The following is a 26,276-nucleotide window of genomic DNA, read 5'->3' as shown; positions in this document are numbered from 1 at the left end:
GCAATCTGCATCGTCCCTCCGCAGGTTCTTGCCTCCTGGACGACTGCAGATAATCACGTCCACCACGCAGAACCTGGGATCTGAACGCCTCGTGTCGGACATCAAGGACACCGCCCGGAGGACTCCAGATAACAATTGCGTTGGTGCTACACAGAACCCGCCGAATCTCGGTGTCGTAATCCAGGAACGGGATGAACTCATTCCAACACGACTGCCACAGTCGGATCAGGGCCGGATATCGGCTGCCCCAGCGGTCGGCGAGCGCCTCGAGCGCCGCTTCTGCGGCCGCCGCTGTCGGGGCGGTGTAGATCGGTTTGAGATCGCGGCGCAGGGCGTCCCAGTGCTGGCGCGGTACGTAGCGGAAGCTGTTGCGGATCAGATGCACGGTGCAGGCCTGCACGATGGTGGCCGGCCACACCTCACCGACAACGTCGGGCAGCCCCTTAAGTCCGTCGCAGATCAAGAAGAACGTGTCGGTGACGCCTCTGTTGCGCAGGTCGGTCAATACGGCGAACCAGAACTTGGCTGATTCCCCGGCGCCGTCGCCGGCCCACAGTCCGAGCACGTCCTTGTGCCCGGCCAGATCGACCCCGATCGCGGCGTAGAACGGTCGGTTGGCGACCTGACCGTCGCGCACTTTCACGCTCAGCGCGTCGATGAAGATTGCGGCGTAGACGGAGCGGCCGCGCGGTCCACTCCGCCATGTCGGCCAGGACCTTGTCGGTGATCCTGCTGATGGTGTCCGGGGAGATCTTGGCGTCGTAGAGCTCGTCGAAGTGGGCGGCGATCTCCCCGGTGGTCAATCCCTTGGCATACAACGACAACACGATCTCATCGACCCGGGTCAACCGGTGTTGATGCTTTCTTGACGATCTGGGGCTCGAAGCTGCCGCCGCGGTCGCGGGGCACGGCGATCTCGACCGGTCCGACCGTGTCGGTCAACACGGTTTTGGTGCGGGTGCCGTTGCGTGAATTCGGCGCCCCCCGCCCGGCCGGATCGTGCTTGTCATAGCCGAGGTGATCGGCGAGCTCCTCTTCCAGCGCGGTCTCGACCACCGTCTTGGTCAGCGCCTTAAGCACCCCGTCAGCGGTATCGGCGAACGACACCCCGCGGGCCTGGGCCGCCCGCACCAGCTCGCGGGCCGTCGCCAGCTCCTCCGGTGTCGGAGAGCTGACCATCACTTCATCATCGTGGACATCGGCTGTTGCTGTCACAGCCCTCATCGTTTCGGTCATCGTGGACCTTCCCCGCCAGGCTCACACCCGGCGTGTCGGGCCACTTACACCGAATTTCGGATACTCCCTCGCGGTGGTGTAGCGCCGCGCGGTGTTGTGGGAGATGCCGAAAACGAGAGAGACAGATGCAGCAGGTCGGGGCCTGCGGTCAGCGCTTCGTGAAGGATTCGGTCGGCACGGATGCGTTCGATCGTGAACCCATTGTCGCTCAACGATTGTTTCACCGATGTTTGACTCACCGGCGTTGTGCGCAATGCAGTTTTCGTCGTGAGTAGAACGTGCCGGTTCGGAGTGTGGGGCCATCTGTCCCGGCGGTGGTCGAGCCATGTGATCAGCGCTCTGTGGGTGAGCTCGCCGAGCCGTTGGTTGTCCAGCAAGGGTGATCCGCCGGTTCGGCAGGTCAATGTCGTCGAGCACCAGTTTGCGTATAACGCTTGTGCGGCAGGCATGTTCGACGCTCAATGCCACAACTAGGCGTGCACGCGGTTCGCTCGCGAGCTGTTCGATCGAGCGCACCTCATCATCGGTGATGGGCACGAGGTCTTGGTCTACTGGTTGGCTCTTCAAACCCGCTGTTGGGTTGCTGAAGACCAGACCATTCTTCTTGGCGTGCCGGAACAGCGACCGCAGCGCCTTGATCAGATTGTGGCACTGGTTTCCCTGAAACGGCCGCAGCGTCGCGTCGACGTCGGCCCTGGTGACCTCCCTGAGATGGTCGTAGGAGGTGGACCAGTGCGCGAGAAGGGGCCTGACCGCGCCGAAGTAGCTGTAGAGGGTCCTGGGCGATCGTGGGCGAGCACGTGCGCCGCCGACCAACAGGGTAAGGAGCCAGTGGTGCGACGGCTCGGCGAACCCTGGCGGAAGTTCCGCGGTGACGCGGTCGATCCAGGCACGGATCGGAGGTTCGGTGTCGTCTGTCAGCAGGTCGAAGTGGGAGAGGATTTCGACAAGCCTGCGACGGGACGCGAGCCGATGCGGCCGTGTTCGAACCTCTTTGAGCGGCACGCGATCACCGGGGGGCCGACCGGCCAGAAGGGTGACCAGGGCGTCGAGGCATCGGTTTGTGGTCTCACCGCACCAATCGTGGGCGGCAGCGCGTTCCCGGGCGTATACCGCAGCGGCCACGAGCACGGGGTCGTCGGATTCCAAGGCTGGATGCCGCCGGGGCGGGCGAGCAGGCAGTCCCGCCTTTCCGCGATAGTAGTGCGCTTTTTTTGAACAGCTTCTGCCGCAGTATTTTTGGTCGCGGCGACCGTTGGCTGGCAGTTCGGCTCCGCATTGCAGGCAATTCATCGCGGCGGCAGCGACCTTCCCGTCCGAGCGCGCGGGGTGACGGGACGTGCCTCACCGGCCGCAGCGGCGGCCTCCTCGCTACCCTTCGGCGTGGGTGCGGCCACGGTTTCGGGCTCGGGGATCAGCAGTTCGTCGATGGCGCAGTCGAGCACGGCGCAGAATACATCGAGATCGTGGAGCTTGATGGCGTTGGGGTTGCCCGACCACAAGCCCGACATCTTGCCGGCGCTGATCACCAGGCCGCGCTCGGCCAGCATCCGTTGGAGTTCGCTGGCCTTCCAAATGCCGCGGTTGGCCGCGGTCAGGCGTAGATTCCACTTCATTGAGCCAATCCTTAAGTTCGTAGGTGCAGTTACTTCGTGTTGTTACGTTGTGCTGTGACCCAGGCATCTTCGACGTGGGTGGCGTGGACGTGGATATATCGAGCCGTCGTGGCCGTCCAGGCGTGACCACATAATTCCTGGATGGCGAACAGGTTCATTCCGCCGAGGTAAAGCTGGGACGCGCAGAAGTGCCGCAGCACATGCGGGGTCAGCTTCCCCGACCACGCAGGCAGATGCCGGTCCGCCGCCTCCGCCAACGATCGGCGATAGACGTCAGCTGTCGCGCGCATGCACGTCCCGTCGATGTTCTTGCGTTCGGACGGAAACAGTGGCGCGGCATGGCTATTCGGGTCGATATCGAACAGTCCAAGCACGTCTTCGATGAACCATCTCAGGCTGCGGTCGGCGCCGTTGATCAGCGGCACCAGTCGCGGTTTGGGGCCTTTGCGGCGTGATCCCTTGCCGTGACGGACGTTCAGCTTGCCGAACCGCCCCAGCTCCCACCGCACATCGTCGAGGTCGAGCATCCGCGCCTCGTTGATGCGCAGTCCCACGTCGGCCGCCAGCCGGGCGACCGCGTAGTTGCGGGCGGCCGGGGCGAACTTGCGGCAGGTGACCAGGCTGGATTCAATCGGTCGTTGCAACACCGGCTTGCTGAAGTGAGTGTAGGTGTTCGTTGAACGCTTCGGCCGGGGTGCGCCATCCGAGGGTCTTGCGTGGTCGGGTGTTGAGGGTGTGAGCGATCGCCGCGATGTCGTCGGCGTTCCACCGGGATAGGTCGGTGCCCTTCGGAAAGCATTGGCGCAACAGGCCATTGGTGTTCTCATTCGTGCCACGCTGCCACGGACTCTTCGGGTCGGCGAAGTACACCTTGACCCCGGAGGCGATCGAGAACTGGGCATGCGCCGACAGTTCCTTTCCCCGGTCCCAGGTCAGCGACCGGCGCAGTTCCTCGGGCAGCGAGGTGATCGTCTGCGCTAGGGCGTTGGCCATCGTGAGGGCGCCGTAGCCGGCCAGAGCCGGCCCGTTCTTGGTCCGCGGAATCAGCCCGTATCCGGCCTCCCGCGGAAGATGGATCAACATCGTGAACCGACTGCTGCGCTCGACCAGCGTGCCGATCGCGCTGCGCTGCAACCCGATCAGCAGATCTCCCTCCCAGTGTCCCGGGACCGCGCGATCAGCGACCTCCGGCGGCCGAGCGCTGATCAACGTCTCCGGCGTGACGTGCGCCCACGCTTTCTGCCGAGACCGTGCCCGCGGCACCCGCAATGCCCGACCCCGGCGCAGGCAGGTGATTAAGTCCCGCTTGAGCGCACCGCGGCTTTGCACGTAGAGCGCTTGGTAGATGGCCTCGTGGCTGATCCGCATGGATTCATCATCAGGGAAGTCAAGCTTGATCCGATGGGCGATCTGCTCAGGACTCCATGCTGTCACCCAGGCCCGATCCCCTCGGTGCGGCTTGTTGCGTCCCTTCCACGGCGTCGCGGCCGGACCAGCCATGATCTGCCCGTAAGCGCCACGAACGACACCGGAGAGCTTGTCCTGGACGTACTGGCGCAGCCGGTCGTTGCCGACCAGCTTGGCCGTCTTCGGGCGCCTCGCCCGCCTTTCGGCATGCCACTGCGCGACCGAGGCCTTGTAGTCGAGCCGATACGTGCGCGTCGAGGCGTTACGGCGCAGCTCACGCGAGATGGTCGACGGCGCCCTGCGCAGCCTCCTGGCTATCTCGCGCACTCCGGCACCATGGGCACGCCATAAAGCGATGTCTTCGCGCTCATTCGAGGATAGGTAGCAGCCCGAAACAGTTTCTGGCAAGCGTGGATTCACGCCGCCAGCATGGCGGAACCAGCGGAACCCGACCGGCGAAGACACGCCCGCTTCGGTAGCGGCGTCCTCGGTCATCGCTCCGGCAGCGATCCCCGCCCAGAACCGGACCCTGTCCTGCCGCCAGGCCACCGACGGCCGCCCCGGGGAGGGCATCTGCCCCCGATACGCACGAACCTCCAACTGCCGCTTCCCATACGCCACCACACACCTCCGAGGAATCGAGGTGTTGCAACGACCGATTGAATCCAGCCAGTTCCTGGCGCCACCCGGCGAACAGCTGCTCCACCTCGTCGGCGGTCGGAGGGATACGCAGCTGCGGATCGACCGAGGCTCGCGGCCGGTTGATCTCGTCCAGCGGGCACTCGACGACCCGACCTGTCATGTTGTGCAGGTCGATCTTGTGCCGAAGCTCCAAGAACTGGAAGTACACGGTCAGTGCCGCCGCCCGCCCGGTGCGAGTCGAGGGGTTGGCGTCGCGCAGCACCTTGCCGAAATAGACGTCGACATCGGCGGGCCGCATCTCCCACAGCGGCCGGCCGAACCAGTCGTGGATCAGCTCGAGGTGGTTGATGTCGTTGCGGATCGTGCTGTCGACCAATCCGGCCGACGCCCGTGCCAGCACGAACCCGGCCAACACATCGGTCTCGAAGTCGGCAAGCTCCTCCTCGCTCGCCGGTACTCGATGTTCCCGCAGATCGCGGACCACAGCCAGAGCCAACCCACGCCTCCTCGACTTCACCTAAAGTGAAGAAACATCATCTGATCAACTATTCAGTCAGCAAGAATGATGCCGGTTCATCAGAGAGTTTTGATGGAGGGACACGCCAACAACGGCTGTTCCAGGCGTTGAAAGGGCTAACGGGCGATACCCGTGGGCTCAGGAACTCGTCGACTGTTGGCTAACGTGACTAAGCCTCTCTCTCTCCGACTCCGACTCGGAGTGACGAAGACGAAACTGCGTTCACGCTCGTTGCGCATCTTGCAACGCAGTGCCTGGCCCACCGATGCCACCACCCGCCGCTCGCTCAGCCGCGATTTTCCGTGTTCGTTCACATGGTCGACGACGACGCGGACACTGTCCTGCACGTTGATTCTCTCCTGGAGTTGTGGGATCCAATCAGCAACTCTGACGGCCGGACATCACCTCGGAGGCATCCGTACTGCGCCATCGAGACGGATCGTCTCGCCGTTGAGCATCGGATTCTCAACGATGGCTACGACCAGGTGTGCGTACTCGGCAGGATCACCGAGTCGGTTTGGGTGCAACGTCAGCGCCTTGAGAGCGGTTAGCGCAGCCTCTGGAAGTGAGTTGAGAAGCGGGGTTTCGAACAGCCCCGGAGCGATCGTGTTGACCCGGATCAAGTACGACGACAGATCACGCGCGATCGGCAGCGTCGCCGCCATCACACCTCCCTTGGAAGCGGAGTAGGCCGCCTGCCCGATCTGGCCGTCGAAGGCCGCGCCGGAGGAAGTGTTGACGATCACGCCACGCTCGCCGCCGACGGGGTCGTTCTGCGACATTGCGTATGCGCCCAGGCGCACGACGTTGAAGGTCCCGATCAGGTTGATCTTGATTACTTTCTCGAACGCGTCGAGCGGGAAAGGGCCCTTCTTGCTGACGGTCTTGGTGCCATCGCTGACGCCGGCGCAGTTGACGATGATACGCAATGTCTTGTCCGCGTTGGCGATCTCGATGGCCCTGGTCACTGCATCCTCGTCGGTGACGTCGGCGGGCGCGAACCGGACGGTGTCGCCGAGGAGGCTTAGCGCGTCCGTGTTTGCATTGGGCAGGTCGACGGCGACCACCCGCGCTCCGGACCGCGCCAGCGTCTCCACCGTCGCCAAACCGAGCCCGGACGCGCCACCGGTGACGACCGCGCTGCTAGCTGCGATGTCCATTCGGCTGCTCCTTTTGTGTGTCTGTCTACAGGCTTCGCGCGATCAGCACCTTCATGATCTCGTTGGTGCCGCCGTAGATCTTCTGCACCCGAGCCGCCGCATACATCTGCGCGATCGGGTATTCCATCATGTAGCCGTATCCACCGAAAAGCTGCAGGCACTTGTCAGTGACCTCTACTTGTTTGTCAGATCCCCACATCTTGGCTATCGATGCGGTTGCGGCATCGAGTTTTCCGTCGAGGTACCGGCCGGTGCAGTAGTCGATCAGCGCCTTGCCGGCCAGCACCTCCGCCTTGCATTCGGCCAGCACGAACTTGGTGTTCTGGAAGGCGAGGAGGGGCTTGCCGAACGCGGTGCGCTCCTTGACATAACGGATCGTCTCTACTACCGCCGCCTCCGCCATCGCGATCGCCTCGACCCCGATGGTCAACCGCTCGCGCGGAAGTTGCTCCATCAACTGGGCGAAGCCCTTGCCCTCAACGCCGCCGAGCAGGTTTGCGGCCGGCACCCGCATGTCGGTGAACGCAAGCTCCCGGGTGTCCTGGCCGTGCTGGCCGACCTTCTCCAGAACCCGGCCGCGCTGGAAACCCGCCAGCCCTTCGGTTTCGGCCACCATCAGCGACAGTCCGGACTCAGTTTTGGCCACGATCACCACCAGGTCGCAGTGGGAACCGTTGGAGATGAAGGTCTTCGAGCCGTTGATGACGTACTCGTCGCCGTCGCGAACCGCGGTGGTGCGAATCGACTGCAGGTCTGACCCGGTGCCCGGTTCGGTCATCGCGACGGCGATCACCATCTCCCCGCTGACCATCTTCGGGATCCAGCGCTTCTTCTGCTCCTCGGAGGCATACTCGGCGATGTAGTGGGAAGCCAGCGTCGAATGCACGGAGAAACCGAACGCGGTGTCGTGCGCGTAGGCGCGCTCCTGCATCACCACCGCCTCGTGACCGAAACTGCCGCCACCACCGCCGTATTGCTCGGGCAGGTCGAGGCCCAAAAGCCCGGCAGCGCCGGCTTTGTTCCAAAATTCTCGGTCCACCTTCTGCTGTTTCGCCCACCTGGCTTGGTTGGGAGTCGCTTCCTTGCGGAAGAACTCGGCGGCGTGCTTGCGCAGGAGTTTTTGATCCTCGGTCTCCCACGGAACGACGTAGTCCGGGAATAAGAGTCCGGGCATGCTTTACCTACTTTCCGGTGAACTGGGGCGCGCGCTTGGCGAGGAATGCCGCCTGGCCCTCGTGACTGTCGGCGGAATGCACCGCCACGTAGAAATTCCGTTTCTCGTGTTCGAGTCCCTGCGTCAGTGATGTCTGAAACGCGTGCACAGCGGCATCCTTGGCCAGCGCCACCGCTAGCGGGGAGTTCGTCGCGATCCGTTGCGCCATCGCCAGCGCCCGTGGCACGGCCTCGCCGTCGGCGACGACTTCGGCTACCAACCCTGCATCGCACGCCTCCTGGGCCTTGATGGAATCGCCCGTCAAAAGCATTGCCATAGCCTTGGATTTGCCGATCGCCCGAATGAGGCGTTGAGTTCCGCCAGCGCCAGGGATTGCGCCGATCTTCACCTCGGGAAGTCCGAATTGGCCCGACTCGCCGGCGATGACAATGTCGCAGGCCAACGCCAGCTCACAGCCGCCCCCGAGTGCGTATGTCTCGACCGCGGCGATGACCGGCTTCGGAAACGCAGCCAGTATCGACCAGAAGCTCTCATTGGACTCTCCGGTGACCAGTGGCCGGGCCCGGATCTCGTCGAACGCCGTGATGTCGGCGCCGGCGCAGAACATGCCGTGGGCGCCCGCGATGACCACGGCCAACACGGCCGTGTCGGACCGCAACGCCGCCAGCTCGGCCCCCATCGCGCCCAACAGCTCGTCGTTGAGGCTGTTCTTCGACTTCGGGCGATTGATCTCCAGCAGGGCCACCGCACCGTCGCGAGTCGATCGCAAAATTTGTTTGTTCACGTGACCGCATCCCGGTAAACGTCGGCGTGTTCGGCCCGCAGGATCTTCTTGTCCAATTTGCCGACACTGGTGCGCGGCAACGCCTCGACGAAGAGAACCGCGTCGGGCATCTGCCACTTGGCGAACTGCCCCTGCAGACAACCGACGATGTCATCGCGGGTCAGCACGCCACCTTCGACGGGCACGACGATGGCCAGCGGACGTTCCTGCCACTTCGGATGGCTGATCCCCACAACCGCGGCCTCCTTCACCAGCGGATGTCCGACGATGGCGTTCTCCATATCGATAGAGGAAATCCATTCACCGCCGCTCTTGACTACGTCCTTGAGGCGGTCGGTGAGCTTGAGATACCCGTTCGGGTAGATTGTGCCGACATCGCCGCTGCGCCAGTAACCGTCGAGGAAGCGGTCGGCGTTGTCGTCGTCGTCGAGCTGGTGGTATCGCTCGATGACCCAGGGCCCACGCATCAGTACCTCGCCGACACTCTTACCGTCGTGCGGCAGGTCATTGCCGTTGTCGTCGACGATCCGGATGTCGATACCGGAAGCGGGCAGCCCTTGAAAACGCTTGAAATCCCATTTCTCGTCGTCGGTGATCGTGCCCTGCAGGGACGGTTTGATGCCCATGTTCATCGTGATCAGCGGCGTCGTCTCGGTCGCACCGTAGCCCTGCACAAAATCGGCGCCGGTGAGCTCGTGGAAATCGCGCATCAGCGACTTCGCCGGCTCGGTCGCACCGGACAGCAGTCTCGTCCTGCTGAAATCTGGCTTCACAGCAAGGGTCTTGATGTAGTCCAGCATCGGCTGGAAAATCGCCGGTGCGCCGTTCGCGACGGTCACATTCTCCGCGATCATCACGTCGACGAGCATTTGCGTGTTCTCGGCCAGGTAGCGGCCGGGTAGGATCACCTTCGCCGCGGTCCACATCGCGGTGTGCGGAAGCCCCCACGACTGGCCGTGAAACATCGGGGTGATGAGCATCGCGGTGTCCTCGCGACGGAGATTGATCGCTGCTGCCATCGCCATCGCGTGTAGGTAGCTGCCACGATGCGAGTAGTAGACGCCCTTCGGCCGACCCGTCGTTCCCGATGTGTAACACGCGCTGTAAGCAGAGGTTTCGTCGATGACCCGCCAGTCGATCTCGGTGTCGGACTCGGCCATCAGGTCCTCGAGGTGAAAGACGTTTTCCAGCGTGGTGTCGATCTCGGTGAGCGGCTTATCCGACATTACGATCCAGCCCTTGACCTTCGGCACGTGTGGAGCCAACGCCTCGGCGACCGGAAGGAGTGTCTCGTCGACCAGGATCCATTGCGCCTCGGCGTGGTCAGTGACGTAGCTCAGGTCTTCGGTGGCCAGCCGCAGATTCATCTGCAGCATCACCGCGGCGATGCCGGGAATGGCCCAGCTGAGCTCAAAGTGCCGCTTGCTGTTCCAGTCGAGCACTCCGACTGTGTCGGCCGGGCCGATCCCTATTCCTCTGAGCGCGTTCGCCGCCCGCTTGACCCGAACGTACAAGTCTGCGTAGGTGTACCGCTGCCAGTCGCCCTCCGTGGTGCGGTAGACGACCTCTTGCTCGGGATAGGTGCGCGCCGCATGTCTGATCAGGTTGGTGGTGTTGAGCTGGTAGTGGTCGCCGTGCGTCGACGGCACGCCCTTCACGATTTCCCTGACCATGTCTGTGCCTTAGATTCGTTCGATGATGGTGGTGTTGGCGGTTCCGCCGGCCTCGCAGATGGTCTGCAGGCCGTAGCGCTGTCCGGTGCGCTCGAGTTCGCACAGCAGATCGGTGAGCATGCGGGCCCCGGTCGACCCGAGCGGATGCCCGATTGCGACCGAGCCTCCGTTGACGTTGAGCTTGTCATCGGGAATGCCGAACTCGCGTTGCACCATCAGCGGCACCCCGGCGAAGGCCTCGTTGACCTCGAACAAGTCGATGTCGCTGACACTCAGGTTGGCGCGCTCGAGCGCCCTGTGGGTGGCGTCCAGTACCGCGGTGAACTGCAGTACCGGGTCCGCCGCGGCGACCGTCATCGCCAGGAACCGCGCCCGCGAAACCAGCCCGCTGCGTTCTGCGTAGCCACGCTCGGCGATCAGCAACGCCGCTGCCCCGTCGCTGATCTGGGAAGAATTGGCCGCGGTTGTGCGGCCGTCGGCCGCGAAAACAGGCTCCAGCGACGCGATCTTCGCCGGATCCAACTGCTCACGGATTCCTTCGTCGGCACTGACGGGCGCCGCCGACGGATCCAGCGGATCGACGGTGATCGGCACCAACTGCGCGCGAAACTTTTTCGCCCGGGTCGCGGCGAATGCTCGCTCATGGCTTCGGATACTGAATTCGTCGAGTTCCTCGCGAGAAATACCGAACTTGGAGTTCAGCAACTCCGACGCCGCCCCTTGCGCCACCAAGTTGTCGTCGTAGCGGGCCAACTCCACGGGCGAGTACTGCGGACCGAGCGGCGCGCCCGGCATGAACGACGCAGGCATCGGCACCTGCGACATCGACTCCACACCGCACCCAATCGCCAGCTCGTAGATGCCCGCGGTGACGCCGAATGCAGCGAAGTTGACCGCCTGCTGACCGGACCCGCATTGGCGATCAATGGTGACCGCCGGCACCGATTCGGGTAGACCCGCAGCCAGCACCGCGTGCCGCCCGATATTTCCGGACTGGTGCTCATGCTGCATCGCACAGCCGACGATGACGTCATCGATGTCTTTGGCATCGATCGCACTGCGCTCCACCAGGTTTCGCAAGGTGTGACCGAGCAAGTCGGCCGGATGCCACCGGCTCAAAGCGCCACCTCGTTTACCCACCGGCGTGCGCACCGCCCCGACAATCACTGCTTCGCGCGCGTTCAATGTTCCACTCCTCCTTGTTCCGGTGTACGAATTCCAACGATGGGGATGTCAACCGTCTCGGCGACTTCTTCCCAGTGGCGCGTGCTTTGTCCGGCAAAGACTCGTGCGAGATCCTCGTGGGTATCTGCTGCGCCCAGGACCTCGAGGGTCCGCTTCTGGAAATGCGGTTCGATTGCGCCCAGGGCGATATAGCCGTCGGCACTGGCGTAGATCCCGTAGGTCGGAGTCGCGCCACCGAGCGGGTCGCCGGGCCCTGCGACGCCGTACCGCACGGCTGCGCCGGCGTCGGCTGCGGCGTCCGCCAGTACGATCCGGACGTGTTGGCCGGCACCGGAATTCGGCCTATCAAGCAGCGCCAACAGGGCCCCGGACACGGCACGTTCGGCACCCAGGAGGTCCACGACCGGAACCGCCGGCATCAACGGGGGCTGCAGGGTGCCGTGCGTGGCCTGATAGGTCAGGTCGTGGCCAGGACGCTCCTCGAGGTCACCGTCGTAGCCCACGATTTCGACGTGACAGAGCCCCGGATACCTGACATGCGCGTCGTCGAGCCCGAGCCTGCGTAGCGCCGAAGGGCGCATGGCGGTGAGCAACACATCGGCGGAAGTCAGCTCGACGTCCAGCTTGGCGCGGTCGCCGGCGTCCTTGAGGTCCAGAACCAAGACCGTCTGCTTGCTGGCGAGCTCTGCGTACCAGCCGGGCGCGACCGCGGCCAAGGGATCTCCGGTAGGGGGCTCCACCTTTGTTACCGACGCGCCGAAGCGCGCCAGCCGTGCCGCCGCGAGCGGGCCCGGGATGTTCACCGCAAGCGACACGATGCGAACGCCGTTCAGACTGCCCTGCACCATGTGGTCCTTCAATTGATACCGTACGACTGTACAGGAAGCTTCCTATCTGTACAAGAAGTGATGTTCACTGTACACTTGCCCGGAACGAAGGAGACGCATGGGACCGTTCGCCGATCCACGCGCAGGCGCAGACGACCTGACCGCGAAGGCGCGCATTCGCAACGCCGCGATGGACCTGTTCGCGGAGTTCGGGGAGGACCGCACGTCGATGCGAAATATCGCCTCGAGAGCCGGCGTCACGGTCGGGCTGGTTGTCCACCACTTCAAGACCAAGGACGGAATCCGCCGCGCCGTTGAACAACTCGTCGTCGACTACTTCGCGCAGACGATCGCGCAGGTCCCCGTTGATGGAACACCAAGACAAGTCGCCACGGCGCGTGACGTGGCTGTGAAGGAGATGCTCGAATCGAACCCAGCCGTCGTCAACTATCTGCGCCGCGCGCTACTGGACCCCGCAGGGTCTAAAGGCCAACTGCTCCAGCGATTGACAGAGCTGACCCGAACGGAGCTCATCAAAGCCCGCGACGCCGGTATCGCAAATGCGGAGCGAAGCGGATCCACCCAGATCATCGACATCATGGTCCGACAGCTGGGACAGCTCTTCCTGCAACCGATGATCGACACCATGTGGGATCAAGTCTCCCGCCCAGACGAGTCAGACGACGACAAACCGACACTGCACGTCGCCGTTCGCTCCAGTGGCCCAGCACCTTCAGCGCGTCATAGGAATACTTCGGCTTGCGCTGCCGGCGAGGTCGTTTGGCGACCTGCCGGCCCGCTCCCGGCGGCCGGGCCGCGGCCGTCAACCGGCGCCGAGCATTGTCACGCGACCAGCCGGTGACCTCCACCACCTGATCCAGAATCTGCCCCTTATTCGCCTTCGACGCCTTCACATACGCCTTGGCGAACTTCGCGGTGATCTCGGCACGAGACGACATCGACAGCCCACTCTCCATGCCTGGCGGGGATCACCGTTTCGCGGGCATTCTTACGTGATGCACCGAGGGCGTTTCGCGGGCACTTTTCGTGATGCTTGCCGGATGCTTGCCGACCTCGTGGATCCGCAGTAGCGTGGTTCCAACACCTAGTACTATTGGTACCTGGAACTACACGTCACACGTTCAAGGAAGGGGCTAGCATTCATGGCGAGTGACCACGCAAGGCAAGAGGCAAAGTCGGTGACCGCAGCGAGCGCTGGATCCCGTTATCCGAGGACCCGACGGATAAGCTTTCCGTTTGGCGGCGACGGCGGCACACACGGCAAGTACTTCGTCAACGACGACATCGTGTTCAGCCACTTCGTGGCGAACCTATCGGGTGCGTTCCCGTCAGGGGAGGAGTTGTTTATTCGGTCGGTGCGTCGATTCTCAGATGAGCCCCCTGTTTCCCTTCGGGTGACGCCTCGCAGGCGTGAAAATGGGGGTCGGGTTGCCTGCCGACGCCGACGTTAACTTGGGTTTTGTGAGCCTGTTGATGAGCCTGGTGCCGGGGCCCGACCTGGAAGGGTCACGCACTGTTGCTTCGAGCACGCCGGTCAGAATTTCGATTCCCTGAACCGAGGCCCCCGGGCGGCCCGCCTTGTTGAGAGCGTCGATGTTGATGGAGGGCAAGCGAGTTGAAGCAGCAGCAGCCGGAGGAGATTGCTGACACCGAGCATGAGTTGGTGATCGAGCGTGTGTGCGCGATCGATGTAGCCAAGGCCTCGGGCAAGGTGTGCGTGCGTGTGGGCAGCCGCGCGGGCAGGCGGGTCAGCAAAGTGTGGGACGTGGCCGCCACGTCCGGCGCAGTCGGTGAGTTGACCGACTACCTCGTTGACGAGCGGATTGAGAAGGTCACTGTGGAGTCCACGTCGGATTACTGGCGGATCTGGTACTACCTGCTGGAGGCGGCCGGGCTCGACGTGCAGCTGGTCAACGCCCGCGACGTGAAGAACGTGCCCGGTCGGCCCAAAACCGACAAACTCGACGCGGTCTGGCTAGCCAAGCTCACCGAGAAAGGTCTGCTGCGGCCAAGTTTCGTGCCGCCGGCGCCGATCCGCGAGTTACGCGACTACACCCGGTTACGGATCGATATGACTCGCGAACGTTCCCGGTACTGGCAACGGATCGAGAAGCTGCTCGAGGACGCGCTGATCAAGGTGTCGTCGGTGGCCTCGACTCTGGACACCCTGTCGGTGCGCGACATGCTCAAGGCGCTGATCGCTGGCGAGCGGGACCCGCGCCGGCTGGCCGGGCTGGCGCGCGGCAAGATGAGACCCAAGCAAGCCGCTCTGGTCGAGGCGCTGACCGGCAGATTCGACGATCACCACGCCGAACTTGCCCAGATGCTGCTCGATCAGATCGACGCGCTGGACGCCAAGATCGGCAGGCTCACCACCCGCATCGACCAACTGTTGGCTGCAATGGAGCCCGAACCTGTCAACGGTGGGGACGCCACCGGCGGAGCAAACCCCGCTTCGCGCAAAGCCGGCGAGTTGACCACGATCGACCGACTCGATGAGATTCCCGGCGTCGGCCCGGTGAACGCGCAGATCATTCTCGCCGAGATCGGGCTCGACATGAGCCGGTTCCCCACGGCCGGACACCTGGTGTCGTGGGCAAAACTGTGTCCACGCACCATCCAGTCCGGTCCGGTGCAACGTTCGGGCAAGGCGGGCAAAGGCAACCCATATCTGAAAGGTGCTCTCGGCGAAGCCGCGACAGCCGCTGCCAAGACCAACACCTTCCTCGGTGAACGCTATCGGCGCATCGTCAAACGCCGCGGCAAGCTCAAGGCCCTCGTCGCTGTTGCCCGATCCATCCTGGTCATCATCTGGAACCTGCTGCACGACCCCACGGCCCGTTTCCACGATCTCGGTGCCGACTACCACGCGACCCGCATCAACACCGAACGCCGGACCCGTAACCACGTCGCGCAGCTCGCAGCCCTGGGCTATCGCGTCACCCTCGAACCCGTCGCCTGACACCGGCCAACTCCCACAACACAACCCGACAACTGCGAGAAAGAACACCCGGCTGCGCCGGGTGGCTCCGCCGCGTCCGGTCACCTGGGTCTATTTTCCGGTCAGGTCACCGATCCCACGTTGAAGAAACGGGTGGCGGGCTTCATCGGCCAGGAATCGGTCCACGGACAGCAACACCGCCTGCTGAACGAGAAACTCATCGACATGGGTTACCCGATCGCTTGGTGGGATTCGAAGAAGTTTAACGACTGGGTCAAGCGACTGGAGGAGCGGCTGCCTGCGCGGCTACCCCTGGCGGTAACAGCAGCTGCAGAACACTTCACCGCCGTACTTGCTGAGCGCACGCTGGGCGAAGAGGAAATCCAGGCGATTCCGGGCGAGTTGCAGGTGTGGAACGTGCTGAACTGGCATGCCGTGGAGGAACTTGAGCACAAATCGGTCGCATTCGATGTCTTCCGCACGGTGGCGGGAGGTACGGAGCGGATGCGCAGGAGTGTGATGGCCGTGATGATTCCGACCCTGCTTCTCCTCATAGCCGTCACATTGGTTTACTCGCTGGCGCACGACCCGGATGGGCGTCGTCAGCCGCTACGGGTGATACGGGAGGCCTATCGGCTGTACCGTGGCCCCATCTTCCGGGGTTTGATCCCAGACCTTACGAAATATCTGCGACCGGGATTCCATCCTGACGACATCGACACGAACGCGTTGTTGGAGCACTGGCAAGAGGAACTCTTCGGCACCGACGGAGAACTCGTCGGCTACCTGAAGTGATTGCGAACATCCACAACAAAAGGGATTGCCATGGTAGCTAGTCAGGCAATGGCTGCGAAAAGCGGAACAGCAGCCGAAAAAGTAGCCGAGAGTACGTATCCTAAGGCTCGGCGGATTCGGTTTTGGTTCGGCGATCCCGAGCCGATGGACCACCATTTCGTTGAGGGCAATATCGTGTTCAGCCACCTTGTGGCGTTGCTGTCCGGCGTGTTTCCGCCAGGTGAGGAGTTGTTTATCCGGTCGGTTCGGCGCTTTGCCGATCAGATGACCGATCCGGTACTGATGAAGCGGGTGGCCGGATTCATTTGGCCAGGAGTCGGTGCACGGCCAGGAACACCGCCGGCTCAACGAGAAGCTCATCGAGATGGGCTACCCGATTGTCCGGCTGTTTATGTTCCCGCATGACAGCCGCCGGGAGCCGGTTGATCGTGCGAATTGAGAACCTGCTGCCAGCGCGGGTACCCCTGGCGGTCACGGCGGCGGCCGAGCACTACACCGCGACACTGGCTGAGCGCATGCTGGGCGAAGAGATACAAAAGATTCCTGGCGATCCCGAGGTGCGAAACCTGCTCAACTGGCACGCGGTGGAAGAGCTGGAACATAAGTCGGTGGCGTTCGACGTCTACCGGGCCGTCGATGGGCCGGAGTGGCTCCGGATCGGGGTGATGGCGGTGCTGTACATCCTGACGATCCCGGTGGTGTCGATCGGGGTGCTGTTGTCTATTTTGGCCGATCCGCGGGGATGGCGCCCGATCAAAGTGGCGCGTCAAACGCGTGCGGTGTTCCGGGACCCGTTGGTGCAGGGGCTGATGGCCGATCTGCGCATGTACCTAAAGCCGGGCTTCCATCCCGACGACATCGACACGACCGCGCTGGTGCAGCAGTGGCGGCAGGAGCTGTTCGGCGACGACGGTGCCCTTGTCGGTCATCTCAAGTAGCAGGAAGGCCATGAGTTCAAGTTGAGTACAACGATCGACATCGAGCAGTTACCGACTGTCGAGCGTGTCACTCCAGACCATGAAGTCGTGATCGTCGGCGCTGGATTCGGCGGTATCGGTGCTGGTATCTCCTTGCAACGCAGAGGCATTCACGACTTCGTGATTGTCGACAAGTGGGATCAGGTGGGCGGCACCTGGCATGCGAACACTTATCCGGGTGTGGCGGTGGATATTCCCTCGTTTGTCTACAGCTTTTCCTACGAGCAGCGTGGTGATTGGTCGCGGATCTTCGCTCCGGGTTACGAGCTTCGCGATTACGCCAGCGACCTTGTGGACAAGTACGGCCTAGCTCAAAAGTTGCGGCTGAACACTACGATCACCTCGGCGGTGCTCGATGAGCGCAATAGCCTATGGCGATTGACTACCGACGCCGATCAGGAGATTACCGGCCGAAATGTAGTCATGGCGGTCGGTGGCCTCGAACGCCCGAAGATGCCTGATATCCCGGGTCTCGACGAGTTCGGGGGTGTGCTCATGCACACCGCACTCTGGGACCATGACGTGGCGCTGGCGGGCAAGCGCGTCGCGGTCATCGGCACTGGCGCAACGGCGCTGCAGGTCGTCCCGGCCATTGTCGACGAAGTCGAACATTTGACAGTCTTCCAACGAACACCGATATGGGTGTTCCCAAAACCTGACAAGGAGGTCACGTCCGCCATCCGGTGGGTTCTGGGGCGTAAGCGAATCCGTTCGGGTATCCGCCTGGTGGGAACCGTCGCAACCGAGGTCGGCATGGCCGGGATGTGGGTCGGTCCACAGTGGCTGACGAACGCGAGCCGCCGGATGCTTGAGGTTCCTACCCGCCGCTGGATGCGCCGCCAGATCGATGACCCGGTCGTTCGGGAGAAGCTGATCCCACGCTACGGGTTAGGCTGCAAGCGCCCGTCGATGTCAAACGACTACTTGCGTACCTTCAACCGCGACGACGTCAGCCTGGTCACCGATGCGATCGAGTGCATTACCAAGAAGGGGGTACGGACGGCGGACGGCGTGGAGCACGAGATCGACGTGTTGATCTGCGCGACCGGGTTCAAGCTGTGGGAGGCGGGCGCGGTGCCTCCCTTCCCCGTCATCGGGCGGGGCGGCGTCGATCTCGGGCGGTTCTGGAGTGAGCAGAGATACCAGTCGTACCAGGGTGTTTCGGTTCCCGGATTTCCGAACATGTTCTCAATCACCGGGCCCTACGGATTCGTGCTCGGCTCGTACTTGTGGATGATCGAAGCGACATCGGCTCACCTGAGCCGCGCCATAGCCGAAGCGAAGCGCCGCGGTGCAACGGTCTGCGAGATTCGTCAGGAAGCCCACGACGAGTATTTTCGGAAATGCCTGAAGCGCCAACAGAATAACTTCCTGTTCACTCCGGCGTGTGCGGGTTCGAACACCTACTACATTAATAACCAGGGCGATTCACCGTTTCGGCCGTCGACGCACGGCGAAATGTACTGGCAGAACCGCTATTACAACCTTGATGTCTACCGATACAGCAGGGGCGTTGCGGTTCTGGACGCAGCCGCGGCCATGACGAAGGAGAGCCTGTGAAGTTCAACCGATTGCGACCGCGCCTGGTGGTGGTCACCGGGGCTGGAAGCGGCATTGGCCGGGCGACAGCGATCAGGTTCGCTAAGCTCGGCGCCCACGTCGTGGTCTCCGACATCGATCTGGATGCGGCACAAGCGACCACCGCGATGATCCGCGGTTACGGCCTCGGCGCGTCGGCGGCGCAGTTGGACGTCACCGACCCCGACGCCTGGGCGGTGTTCGGTCGCGATGTGTTAGCCGATCACGGTTACACCGATGTATTGGTCAACAACGCAGGTATCTTGGTGGGCGGCCACTTTTTGCAGCTGAGTCCCTCGGATTGGGACCGCCAACTCGGTGTGAACCTAATGGGTGTCGTCCACGGATGTCGTGTGTTCGGCGCCCAGATGGTTGAGCGCGGCGGTGGCCACATCGTCAACATCGCGTCAGCGGCGGCGTTCACACCCACGCCGGTGATGGCGCCGTACTCGGTGTCCAAGGCGGGCGTGAAGATGCTGACCGAGTGCTTGCGGCTCGAACTCGGACCGAGAGGCATCGGCGTCAGCGCCGTGTGCCCGGGTGTGATCAACACCAACATCGCTGATCGCGCGATCGTAGTCGGCGTCGATCAGAACCTGATCGAACAAGGAAAGCAGTTCACGAAGAAGCTCCAGGAATTTAGCGAGAAGTTTAGGGTCTCGCCGATGAGCTCGGACCTCGTAGCTCGTGCCGTCGTACGTGCGGTACGGTTTGATTTGGCGGTCGTGCCGGTGCGCACCGAGGCCTGGCTGGGCTATTTCATGCTCCGTATCGCCCCTGGTGTCAACCGCCGTATGATGCAGCCATTCTCGGTGGACGCATTTCAGCGGCTGGGTGCTCGCCTGTCAAAGACAGTGGGTGCTGCGGACCAGGGTGAGCTTGCCGCCGGTGGAGCCGAGGCGGCGGCACCGGTCACCAGCACGGGAAAGTAGGGTGCGGGCTGATCAGCGGCCAATCGTAGGTGCTCTGCCGTCAATACGCCGTGCAGCTCGGGTGAAGGGGTTCCCCTGATTCCGTGGGGACTTGACTTGTAGTGATCTTGATTCCTGCTGCCCCCGGCTAGGTGCGTGGGTCGGTAACGGATTTGTCGGGTCGGCAGGTGGATTTGTCCTGGACGGAGGGCATCGGGCGGCGTTTTGTTGGCCTGGTGGTGTGATCGGGCGGGCCGCATTCCGCGGGATGGCGGATCGGTGGCCGTAACTCGCTGCGCACGACCCTTTCAGCCGGCCGCAGCCTGCGCTGCAATGTTGTAGTAGGAGGGTTCGCAGGTTGTGGCAGGCGGCGAGCAGGCGCCATTCGGCGCGGGCGTGATGGTGGCCGCGGAGCAGGAGTCGACTCGCCCCCTGGGTGGTCTTCATCTGCCCGAACACCGGCTCGACGATCACCTTGCGCCGCGAATATGCGGCCTTGCCCTTCTTGGTGCGAAGTTTGCGGGCCATCCGCGCCTTTGGTGTCGCATTTTTCGGTGTCCGTCCCCGTGGCGCGTCGGGAACCTGCTCGCCGTGGGCGAGCCGGCCGGTCGCGATCAGCGGATCGGTGCCCGCCTTGTGGGCGGCGTCGATGTTGTTCTCACTGAAGTAGCCGGCGTCGGCGAGCGTCTGACGCGGTGTGGTCGCGGTGTTGGTGATGGTCTGGGCGAGCAGCTCGCCGAATGCGGGGTTGTCGGCGCCGGATTCGGCGAAGTCGGTCGCAACGATCACCTGATGTTCTTCATCGACGACGGCCTGCGCGTTGTAACAGTAGTGGAAGCTGCCGTCGGCGGTCTTCATGATCTGGGCGTCAGGGTCGGTGAAGTTGCGCTGCGCCTTGGGCTTGACGGTCGCGCACTGTGCTGCCTGCTCGGCGGCCCGCGCGGCCGCGTCGTCATCATGGCCGGCGTTTTGCGCCCTTGCCCGGGCCTTGTCCGCGGCCTGGTCTTTGGCGTGTTGTTCCAGGTCGGCCTTGGCCTTGCGGATCTTGGCCAGCCGGCTCTCACGGCGGGCCAATTCGCCCTGCAGGTCACCGCCACGATTGTCCGGGCCGTGGGCCTGGTCCTCGTCGATATCGACGCGTTCGGCCTCCCGCATGATCTGCTCGACCTGGGTTTGCAGGGCCGGCTCCGCCTCGCACATCCGGTCATAGCTCATCGCCTTGTGACGGGAGGCATTGGCCTTGACCTTGGTGCCATCGAGGGCCACCCGGCCCATCGTGACCATGCCCGCCTGCTGGCACAGGGTCAGCGCCTGCAGGAACAGGGCTTCCAGCGCGGCGAGGTGACGGCGCCGAAAGCGGGCGATGGAGCGAAAGTCCGGTGCGGTGTTGGCGGCCAGGTACCGAAACGCCACATCGTCATGGCAACGGGCTTCGATCTTGCGAGATGAACGAACCCCGCTGGTGTACCCGTAGAGCAGCAGCTTGAGCATCAGCCGCGGGTGATACGGCGGAAAGCCCCGGGCCTCGCTGTAGGAGGCGAAAAACACTGCCAGATCAAGCACCTCATCGACCAACTCGGACACAAACAACGCCAGATGATCGTCAGGCAACCAATCCCGCAACGACGGCGGCATCAAAAACGACTGATCCTGGTCATAGGCCCGAAACGTCTTGTCCACCGAAACCTCGCCCGGTGACGATGACGAGCGAGGCCGCGCGGACTCGGTCTCAAACAGCTGATCCTGGGCCGTCATCAAATCCATGGACACAGTTTTCCCGACCATCCACGTCGCCATCAGCGTGACACACCAACAACTCGTGGATACCGACCCACGCACCTAGGTGAGCGGGGGGGTAGGGCGCAGAGCGCGCTACCTGAGCAGAAGCGCGGCGAGCTGCTTCACGTGGGTGCGTCCGCGGTCGCCGTCTTCGAGTGCTTCGAGCCAGCGAGCAGGGATGGATTCAACGCCGTCGCGGGCGCCGACGATCGCTCCTGTCATGGCCGCTACACCCGCGTGGAACGCGAGCACCTGCAGTACTACCTCGACGAGTTCACCTTCAGATTCAATCGCCGCAGGTCAAAAGCCCGCGGAATGCTCTTCTACCGACTCCTGCAACAAAGCGTCAACACCGATCCCCACCCACTAGCCGACCTCATCGGCGCCGCCGAAGGCCAAGAGCAAACTCTGCGAGCAACTGCTAAACCACTGCCCGGCAGTACTTTTGACGAATTTTTTTAAGCAAACGAGTCCACTTAAGCAGATAAGCAATAAGTATGTTCGACTTAGGCGAGCTGTTTAACGGGTCTAAACACATTCTTAACGCTCCTGGCCTACCGCCCCGGAGGTCCCGCGCAAATACTGGTACAAGTGCGAGAAACGAGGGGCGGGGACTGCGCATGGCGCAAGCGATAACACTGGATACGGCGTACCTGAGAGCTCAAGATCCCGATCAGTACGCCAGCCTGGTGATCGGCGCGGTCGCCATCGTCGATGGTGGCGTCCCCGATTACGCACTGCTGAAACAGCTGCTGGCGGAACGGATTCAGTCGATACCGCGCTGCACACAGGTGCTGCGGACGCAGAGCTTCGAGTGGATCGACTGTCCCGGATTCGACCTGGCCCATCATGTGCGCTGGGTGGCGATTCCGCGCCCGGGCGACGACGCCCAGCTGTCCGGCGCGATCGCCCACGCCCTGGAGCGTCCCCTCGACCTGGACCGTCCGCCGTGGGAGTGCTGGGTGATCGAGGGCCTGAAAGGCGGCCGGTGGGCAATCTTGATGAAGATCCACCACGGCTTGGCCGACGGGAACTCAGCCGCCCACCTGCTCACCCGGCTTTGCGACGACGCCGACCACGATGCATTCGCGAACGGTGTTGGCGACAAACATGATTCGCCGCCGCAGGCCTCGAAGCGCGGCTGGCCCCTGGAGTGGGCTGGGGCACTCGCCGGCAACTTCGTCGGGGCGATCTGGCCGACGGCACGGCCCTCGGTCGACCCGGTCCTGCGGCGCTACAGCACGGTGCGCGTCCCGATTGCCGACGTCGAGTGCGTGTGCCGCAAATTCGGTGTGACCGTCAACGATGTCGCGCTGGCGGCCATCACCGAGGGCTTCCGAAGGGTTCTGCTACGCCGCGGCGAAGAACCGCGGGCGGACTCGCTGCGCACCCTGGTGCCGATGCCGGTACGTTCGGCACTACTGCCATACCTGCCCGTCGAGCATGACGACCCGGTCCAGCAATTGCGGACCGTGCACAGCCGGTGGAAAGCGCAGCACGCCGACAAATCTCCGCCCGGTATCGTGGAGTCTGCGATCAATTGTCTGCCAACTATGCTGCGCGGCAACCTCATACAACTGTTACCCAGGCTCCCGCAGCGCGGCCTCGTAACGCTGGCGAACCACGCGCCCGGGCCTCGCCATCAGCTGCGGCTGATGGGCCAGACGATGGAGCGCCTGCTGCCGATCCCCCCGATCGCCTTGCAGCTGAGCACCGGGGTCGCGATGCTCAGCTACGGCGACGAATTGGTATTCGGGCATCACCGCCGAATACGACGCCACGGCCGACGTCAAGCAGCTGGCAGCCGGTATCGAGCTGGGCATGGCACGGATGGTGGCGCTCAGCCAGGATTCGGTGTTGCTGTTCAGCAAGGACCGCCGGCGCACGCGCGCGGCGCGCGCGTTTCCGGGCCAGGCGCAGCGGCCGCGACCGTCGGCACCCACGCCGGCACGTCACTGACCCGCTCTCACCGGCGTTGAACACCGTGAGAAGGTTGGTCAATGCCGGTCACCATCGACCCGCGCCGCCATGACGCGGTGCTGTTCGACACCGCGTTGGACCGCACCCAGGCGCTGACCCGGCGATTGCGCGAAGCCGGCGTCGACACCGGCGTCTTCGCGTCGAACGGTAACGTCCGCGACACCCTGAGTGAGGCAGCAGACAAGCTGTCGGTCCGCCCGGGGCGATGCGCCGTCCTTACCGACAACGCGGCTTGCGTCCAGGCCGCGCGCGACGGCGGATTCGCGTTGGTCATCGGCCTCGACCGAACAGGGCAAAGTGACGCCCTGCGGCGCGTCGGCGCCGACGCCGTGGTCGGCGATCTGGATGAGGTCGCCGTGCGCACCGGGGACCACCGGATGTCCCAGCTACCCGATGCTGTGCAGGCCCTCGGTGCCCTCACCGACCGGAGGCCGGCCATATGTTCTTCGACTTCGACGGCACGCTGTCGGACATCGTCGACGATCCCGCCGCGGCCCGGCCCGTCGCCGCCGCGGTCGAGGCGCTGCGGAAGCTGGCCGCGCAATGCCCGGTCGCGGTTCTGTCCGGCCGCGACCTCGCCGACGTGTCACAGCGCCTCGGTGTGCCCGGGATCTGGTATGCCGGCAGCCACGGTTTCGAGCTGACCGCACCCGACGGCACACACCACCAGAACGACGCCGCGGCGGCGGCCACACCGGTGCTCGAACAGGCCGCCGCCGAGCTGCGCGACCGGCTCGACTCGATCCCCGGAGTTATGATGGAGCACAAGCGATTTGGCGTTGCGGTCCACTACCGCAACGCCGCGCGGGACCGCGTGGGCGAGGTTGCCGCGGCGGTGCGCGCGGCGGGCCGGCGGGACGGACTTCGGGTGACGACGGGTCGCGAAGTCATCGAGCTGCGTCCGGACATGGACTGGGACAAGGGAAAGACGCTTCGCTGGGTGATCGATCACCTGCGCGAGGCCGACGCGCGTCCGCTGGTGCCCATCTATCTCGGCGACGACATCACCGACGAGGACGCGTTCGACGCGGTCCGCGATGATGGTATCCCGATCCTGGTGCGACACAGCGAAGACGGCGACCGCGCCACCGCCGCGCTGTTTGCGTTGGACAGTCCCGCGCGCGCCGCCGAGTTCACCGAAAGGTTGGCACAGCGGTTAAGTGACGCCCGCGTAAATTAGCGACGGCAACGGTTCTAACGGCGCTCAGGGTGCCAACATTCGAGTGATCCAGCACGACGGTGTCCCCATTCGGCGGTGGCACGAGGTTGGCGCGACATGCCGGGACATGAAGCGTTGGCCGCCTCACGCGCCACCCTAGGTAGCCGATCAAGACGGGGCAATCACTGCCATGCCGAGCGCCTCGGCGGCGTCGCGCATGCGGTCGTCGTAAGTGCACAACCGGCCAAGATCCATGCCGAGCCGCTGGGCAGTCGCCAGGTGAATTGCATCGAGGGTGCGTAGCTCGATTGGCAGCAGCCCACCAGCAAGATCGAGCAATCGGTTGTCGATGCGTAGTAGGTCTAGGCTCGCGAGCGCCCGGCGTCCGGCTCTTCGGGCTGATTCACCCTTGTGGAGCAGAGCCCGCATGACCTCCGTCCGCGCAAGGGCACTCGACACCCGCGGCAGCCGGGTGCGAAGGTAGCGACGCAGCGCATCCGACTCTGGCTCACGAACTGCAAGCTTGACGATTGCGGACGAGTCCAGGTAGATGGCCGCCATCAACGCTCGTGCTCACGCAGGCGCGCAAGCGTCACGGACGGCAGCTCGATACCCGTTTTGAGTCGGACCGGCTCGGGAAGGTCATCAAAGTCAAGCGTCGCACGTTCGATCCCGCCGCTTGCCAGCATCTGCTGGTACGGACCGCCCTCCGGCATCGGCGAGAGAAGGGCGATAGGCCGACCACGGTCGGTGATCTCGATCGTCTCGCCGGCCTCGACCCGACGGAGGAGTTCGCTGGCCCGCTGCCGCAGCTCACGAACGCCCACCGTAGACATGTGCTAACTGTAGCACATAGCTGTTTAGCTTAGCGCCCGAGCGATCCCCCCGAAGCCCGCCGAATGCGGGACAGGTCATGGCTGGACGGCAGGCCAGGCGCACCAGTGAACGCCTGCGCGCCGGGGCGACGTACCGGGTTCTAAGCCATCGGCTAGGCCTCCGCGTACTCCACCGCGCCGTCGTCCAACACGATCCGCGCGTTCGCGCTTTCGGCGCCACAAGCCTCCGTCCGAAACACCGCCTTGCCCGGTTCCGTCCGCCAGATCAGCGTGGTCAGCGTCTCCCCTGGAAACACCGGCGAGGTGAATCGCGCCGCTATCGACGTGACGTTGGCGGCCACGCCCTTGCCCAGCTCGGCGACCAGCGCGCGGCCCGACACCCCGTAGGTGCACAGCCCGTGCAGGATCGGCTTCGGGAAACCGGCCATGTCCCTGGCGAACCACGGGTCGCTGTGCAGCGGGTTGCGGTCACCGGAGAGCCGATAGATCAGCGCCTGGTCCGCACGGGTGGGCAGCGCGATCCGGGCATCGGGCTCGCGGTCGGGAAACTCCGGCGCGATCGGCCGCTGACCCGGCACTCCCCCGAACCCGCCCTCGCCCCGGATGACCAACGTGGTGAGTGTCTCGGCGATCAGCTCCCCCGAGTCGGGGTCGGTGCCGCGGCCGCGCAGCACGATGATCGCGTTCTTGCCCTCGCCCTTGTCCTGGATGTCCGCGACCTCGGAGACCACGGACAGCTTGCCCGCCGGCGGCAGCGGTGCGTGCAGCCGGATGCCCTGCGACCCGTGTAAAAGCATGGCCCAGTTGAACTTTCCGATCTTGCCCGCCGCACCGAACGCCGGGCAGCAGATCACCGCATAGGTGGGCAGCACCTGCTGGGTGATGTCGTGGCTGTTTTCGGTGGTGAACGATAGGTCGTCAGTTCCGGCGCCGACACCGAGCGCGTAGAGCAGCGTCTCCCGGTCCGTCCATTCGAACAGCATCGGCTCCGTCGTCGCACCGACGGCACTCGGGTCAATCGCCATACGAGTCTCCCTTCAAGCTTTTCTGCCACCCAACCATCGCAAACCCTTCCCAC

At 63.9% G+C, this 26,276-nt stretch carries 17 protein-coding genes and 10 pseudogenes; 10 read left to right on the top strand and 17 right to left on the bottom strand.

Annotated features, from left to right (window positions below):
- The 13 genes and pseudogenes from JF781_RS28495 to JF781_RS23870 all read right to left on the bottom strand — a co-directional run.
- Nucleotides 1-827, bottom strand: a pseudogene (locus tag JF781_RS28495) (IS256 family transposase); the annotation flags it as partial.
- A gap of 4 nt (nucleotides 828-831) precedes the next feature.
- Nucleotides 832-1,215, bottom strand: a complete 384-nt coding sequence (locus tag JF781_RS28490) for a transposase (RefSeq protein WP_057969888.1) — start codon at nucleotides 1,213-1,215, stop codon at nucleotides 832-834.
- A gap of 42 nt (nucleotides 1,216-1,257) precedes the next feature.
- Complete coding sequence (locus JF781_RS23920) at nucleotides 1,258-2,385, bottom strand: integrase (protein ID WP_224112882.1); 1,128 nt, start codon at nucleotides 2,383-2,385, stop codon at nucleotides 1,258-1,260.
- A gap of 140 nt (nucleotides 2,386-2,525) precedes the next feature.
- Nucleotides 2,526-2,852 (bottom strand): helix-turn-helix transcriptional regulator, encoded by a 327-nt coding sequence (locus tag JF781_RS23915; RefSeq protein WP_007168431.1) that lies wholly within the window; start codon nucleotides 2,850-2,852, stop codon nucleotides 2,526-2,528.
- Nucleotides 2,853-2,881: 29 nt separating this feature from the next.
- Nucleotides 2,882-3,472 (bottom strand): annotated as a pseudogene (locus tag JF781_RS23910) (tyrosine-type recombinase/integrase); the annotation flags it as partial.
- Nucleotides 3,473-3,479: 7 nt separating this feature from the next.
- Nucleotides 3,480-4,832: an IS30 family transposase gene (locus JF781_RS23905; RefSeq protein ID WP_046184758.1), complete on the bottom strand. Its 1,353-nt coding sequence runs from the start codon at nucleotides 4,830-4,832 to the stop codon at nucleotides 3,480-3,482.
- A gap of 97 nt (nucleotides 4,833-4,929) precedes the next feature.
- Nucleotides 4,930-5,397: pseudogene (locus tag JF781_RS28620) on the bottom strand (site-specific integrase); the annotation flags it as partial.
- Nucleotides 5,398-5,819: 422 nt separating this feature from the next.
- Nucleotides 5,820-6,578 carry an SDR family NAD(P)-dependent oxidoreductase gene (locus tag JF781_RS23895; protein WP_007168427.1) on the bottom strand — a complete coding sequence of 253 codons (759 nt, stop codon included), beginning with the start codon at nucleotides 6,576-6,578 and terminating at the stop codon, nucleotides 5,820-5,822.
- Between the two features lie 25 nt (nucleotides 6,579-6,603).
- A complete protein-coding gene (locus tag JF781_RS23890; protein WP_007168426.1) occupies nucleotides 6,604-7,752 on the bottom strand; it encodes an acyl-CoA dehydrogenase family protein in 1,149 nt (382 codons plus the stop codon).
- 7 nt (nucleotides 7,753-7,759) lie between these two features.
- Nucleotides 7,760-8,536, bottom strand: coding sequence for an enoyl-CoA hydratase/isomerase family protein (locus JF781_RS23885; RefSeq protein ID WP_007168425.1), 777 nt, complete (start codon nucleotides 8,534-8,536; stop codon nucleotides 7,760-7,762).
- Complete coding sequence (locus JF781_RS23880; RefSeq protein WP_007168424.1) at nucleotides 8,533-10,209, bottom strand: long-chain-fatty-acid--CoA ligase; 1,677 nt, start codon at nucleotides 10,207-10,209, stop codon at nucleotides 8,533-8,535. Before JF781_RS23880 ends, JF781_RS23885 begins: the two co-directional genes overlap by 4 nt.
- A 9-nt stretch (nucleotides 10,210-10,218) precedes the next feature.
- Entirely contained in the window at nucleotides 10,219-11,394 is a 1,176-nt protein-coding gene (locus JF781_RS23875) for a thiolase family protein (protein WP_019732177.1), read from the bottom strand.
- Nucleotides 11,391-12,242 (bottom strand): CoA transferase, encoded by an 852-nt coding sequence (locus JF781_RS23870; protein ID WP_007168421.1) that lies wholly within the window; start codon nucleotides 12,240-12,242, stop codon nucleotides 11,391-11,393. The genes JF781_RS23875 and JF781_RS23870 overlap by 4 nt, the downstream gene beginning before the upstream one ends.
- A gap of 97 nt (nucleotides 12,243-12,339) precedes the next feature.
- Between JF781_RS23870 and JF781_RS23865 the strand changes: the two are divergent.
- The 7 genes and pseudogenes from JF781_RS23865 to JF781_RS23840 all read left to right on the top strand — a co-directional run.
- Nucleotides 12,340-12,939 (top strand): annotated as a pseudogene (locus JF781_RS23865) (TetR/AcrR family transcriptional regulator); the annotation flags it as partial.
- A gap of 445 nt (nucleotides 12,940-13,384) precedes the next feature.
- Nucleotides 13,385-13,618: pseudogene (locus JF781_RS28615) on the top strand (metal-dependent hydrolase); the annotation flags it as partial.
- A 239-nt stretch (nucleotides 13,619-13,857) separates the two neighbouring features.
- Nucleotides 13,858-15,204: an IS110 family transposase gene (locus JF781_RS23860; protein WP_007168418.1), complete on the top strand. Its 1,347-nt coding sequence runs from the start codon at nucleotides 13,858-13,860 to the stop codon at nucleotides 15,202-15,204.
- An 84-nt stretch (nucleotides 15,205-15,288) separates the two neighbouring features.
- Entirely contained in the window at nucleotides 15,289-15,978 is a 690-nt protein-coding gene (locus JF781_RS23855; protein WP_080576326.1) for a metal-dependent hydrolase, read from the top strand.
- A 48-nt stretch (nucleotides 15,979-16,026) separates the two neighbouring features.
- A pseudogene (locus JF781_RS23850) lies at nucleotides 16,027-16,916 on the top strand (metal-dependent hydrolase).
- A 21-nt stretch (nucleotides 16,917-16,937) separates the two neighbouring features.
- Entirely contained in the window at nucleotides 16,938-18,515 is a 1,578-nt protein-coding gene (locus JF781_RS23845; protein ID WP_007168414.1) for an NAD(P)/FAD-dependent oxidoreductase, read from the top strand.
- Complete coding sequence (locus JF781_RS23840; protein WP_007168413.1) at nucleotides 18,512-19,465, top strand: SDR family NAD(P)-dependent oxidoreductase; 954 nt, start codon at nucleotides 18,512-18,514, stop codon at nucleotides 19,463-19,465. Before JF781_RS23845 ends, JF781_RS23840 begins: the two co-directional genes overlap by 4 nt.
- Before the next feature lie 300 nt (nucleotides 19,466-19,765).
- Here JF781_RS23840 and JF781_RS23835 read toward each other — a convergent pair.
- Nucleotides 19,766-21,181: pseudogene (locus tag JF781_RS23835) on the bottom strand (IS1182 family transposase); the annotation flags it as partial.
- Nucleotides 21,182-21,457: 276 nt separating this feature from the next.
- Between JF781_RS23835 and JF781_RS23830 the strand changes: the two are divergent.
- The 3 pseudogenes from JF781_RS23830 to otsB form a co-directional block, all read left to right on the top strand.
- A pseudogene (locus JF781_RS23830) lies at nucleotides 21,458-21,685 on the top strand (IS1595 family transposase); the annotation flags it as partial.
- A gap of 158 nt (nucleotides 21,686-21,843) precedes the next feature.
- Nucleotides 21,844-23,182: pseudogene (locus JF781_RS23825) on the top strand (wax ester/triacylglycerol synthase domain-containing protein).
- Between the two features lie 41 nt (nucleotides 23,183-23,223).
- Nucleotides 23,224-24,383, top strand: a pseudogene (gene otsB, locus JF781_RS23820) (trehalose-phosphatase).
- Between the two features lie 147 nt (nucleotides 24,384-24,530).
- Here the strand turns inward: otsB and JF781_RS23815 are convergent.
- The 3 genes from JF781_RS23815 to JF781_RS23805 form a co-directional block, all read right to left on the bottom strand.
- Nucleotides 24,531-24,923 carry a type II toxin-antitoxin system VapC family toxin gene (locus tag JF781_RS23815; protein WP_007168407.1) on the bottom strand — a complete coding sequence of 131 codons (393 nt, stop codon included), beginning with the start codon at nucleotides 24,921-24,923 and terminating at the stop codon, nucleotides 24,531-24,533.
- Nucleotides 24,923-25,198 carry a type II toxin-antitoxin system Phd/YefM family antitoxin gene (locus tag JF781_RS23810; protein ID WP_007168406.1) on the bottom strand — a complete coding sequence of 92 codons (276 nt, stop codon included), beginning with the start codon at nucleotides 25,196-25,198 and terminating at the stop codon, nucleotides 24,923-24,925. Before JF781_RS23810 ends, JF781_RS23815 begins: the two co-directional genes overlap by 1 nt.
- A 152-nt stretch (nucleotides 25,199-25,350) precedes the next feature.
- On the bottom strand, nucleotides 25,351-26,223 hold the full coding sequence (locus JF781_RS23805) for a MaoC/PaaZ C-terminal domain-containing protein (RefSeq protein WP_007168405.1): 873 nt from the start codon (nucleotides 26,221-26,223) through the stop codon (nucleotides 25,351-25,353).
- Nucleotides 26,224-26,276 lie beyond the last annotated feature (53 nt).

This window comes from Mycobacterium sp. WUMAC-067 (assembly GCF_020217485.1).
GTDB lineage: Bacteria > Actinomycetota > Actinomycetes > Mycobacteriales > Mycobacteriaceae > Mycobacterium.
Note: the sequence above shows the minus strand (reverse complement) of the source record. Positions and strands in the feature narration are given on the sequence as shown.

Coding starts and splice junctions, on each gene's coding strand:
- JF781_RS23915 (WP_007168431.1), bottom strand. CDS start 2,852: ATGAAGTGGAATCTACGCCTGACCGCGGCCAACCGCGGCATTTGGAAG.
- JF781_RS23905 (WP_046184758.1), bottom strand. CDS start 4,832: ATGCCCTCCCCGGGGCGGCCGTCGGTGGCCTGGCGGCAGGACAGGGTC.
- JF781_RS23895 (WP_007168427.1), bottom strand. CDS start 6,578: ATGGACATCGCAGCTAGCAGCGCGGTCGTCACCGGTGGCGCGTCCGGG.
- JF781_RS23890 (WP_007168426.1), bottom strand. CDS start 7,752: ATGCCCGGACTCTTATTCCCGGACTACGTCGTTCCGTGGGAGACCGAG.
- JF781_RS23880 (WP_007168424.1), bottom strand. CDS start 10,209: ATGGTCAGGGAAATCGTGAAGGGCGTGCCGTCGACGCACGGCGACCAC.
- JF781_RS23870 (WP_007168421.1), bottom strand. CDS start 12,242: ATGGTGCAGGGCAGTCTGAACGGCGTTCGCATCGTGTCGCTTGCGGTG.
- JF781_RS23815 (WP_007168407.1), bottom strand. CDS start 24,923: ATGGCGGCCATCTACCTGGACTCGTCCGCAATCGTCAAGCTTGCAGTT.
- JF781_RS23810 (WP_007168406.1), bottom strand. CDS start 25,198: ATGTCTACGGTGGGCGTTCGTGAGCTGCGGCAGCGGGCCAGCGAACTC.
- JF781_RS23805 (WP_007168405.1), bottom strand. CDS start 26,223: ATGGCGATTGACCCGAGTGCCGTCGGTGCGACGACGGAGCCGATGCTG.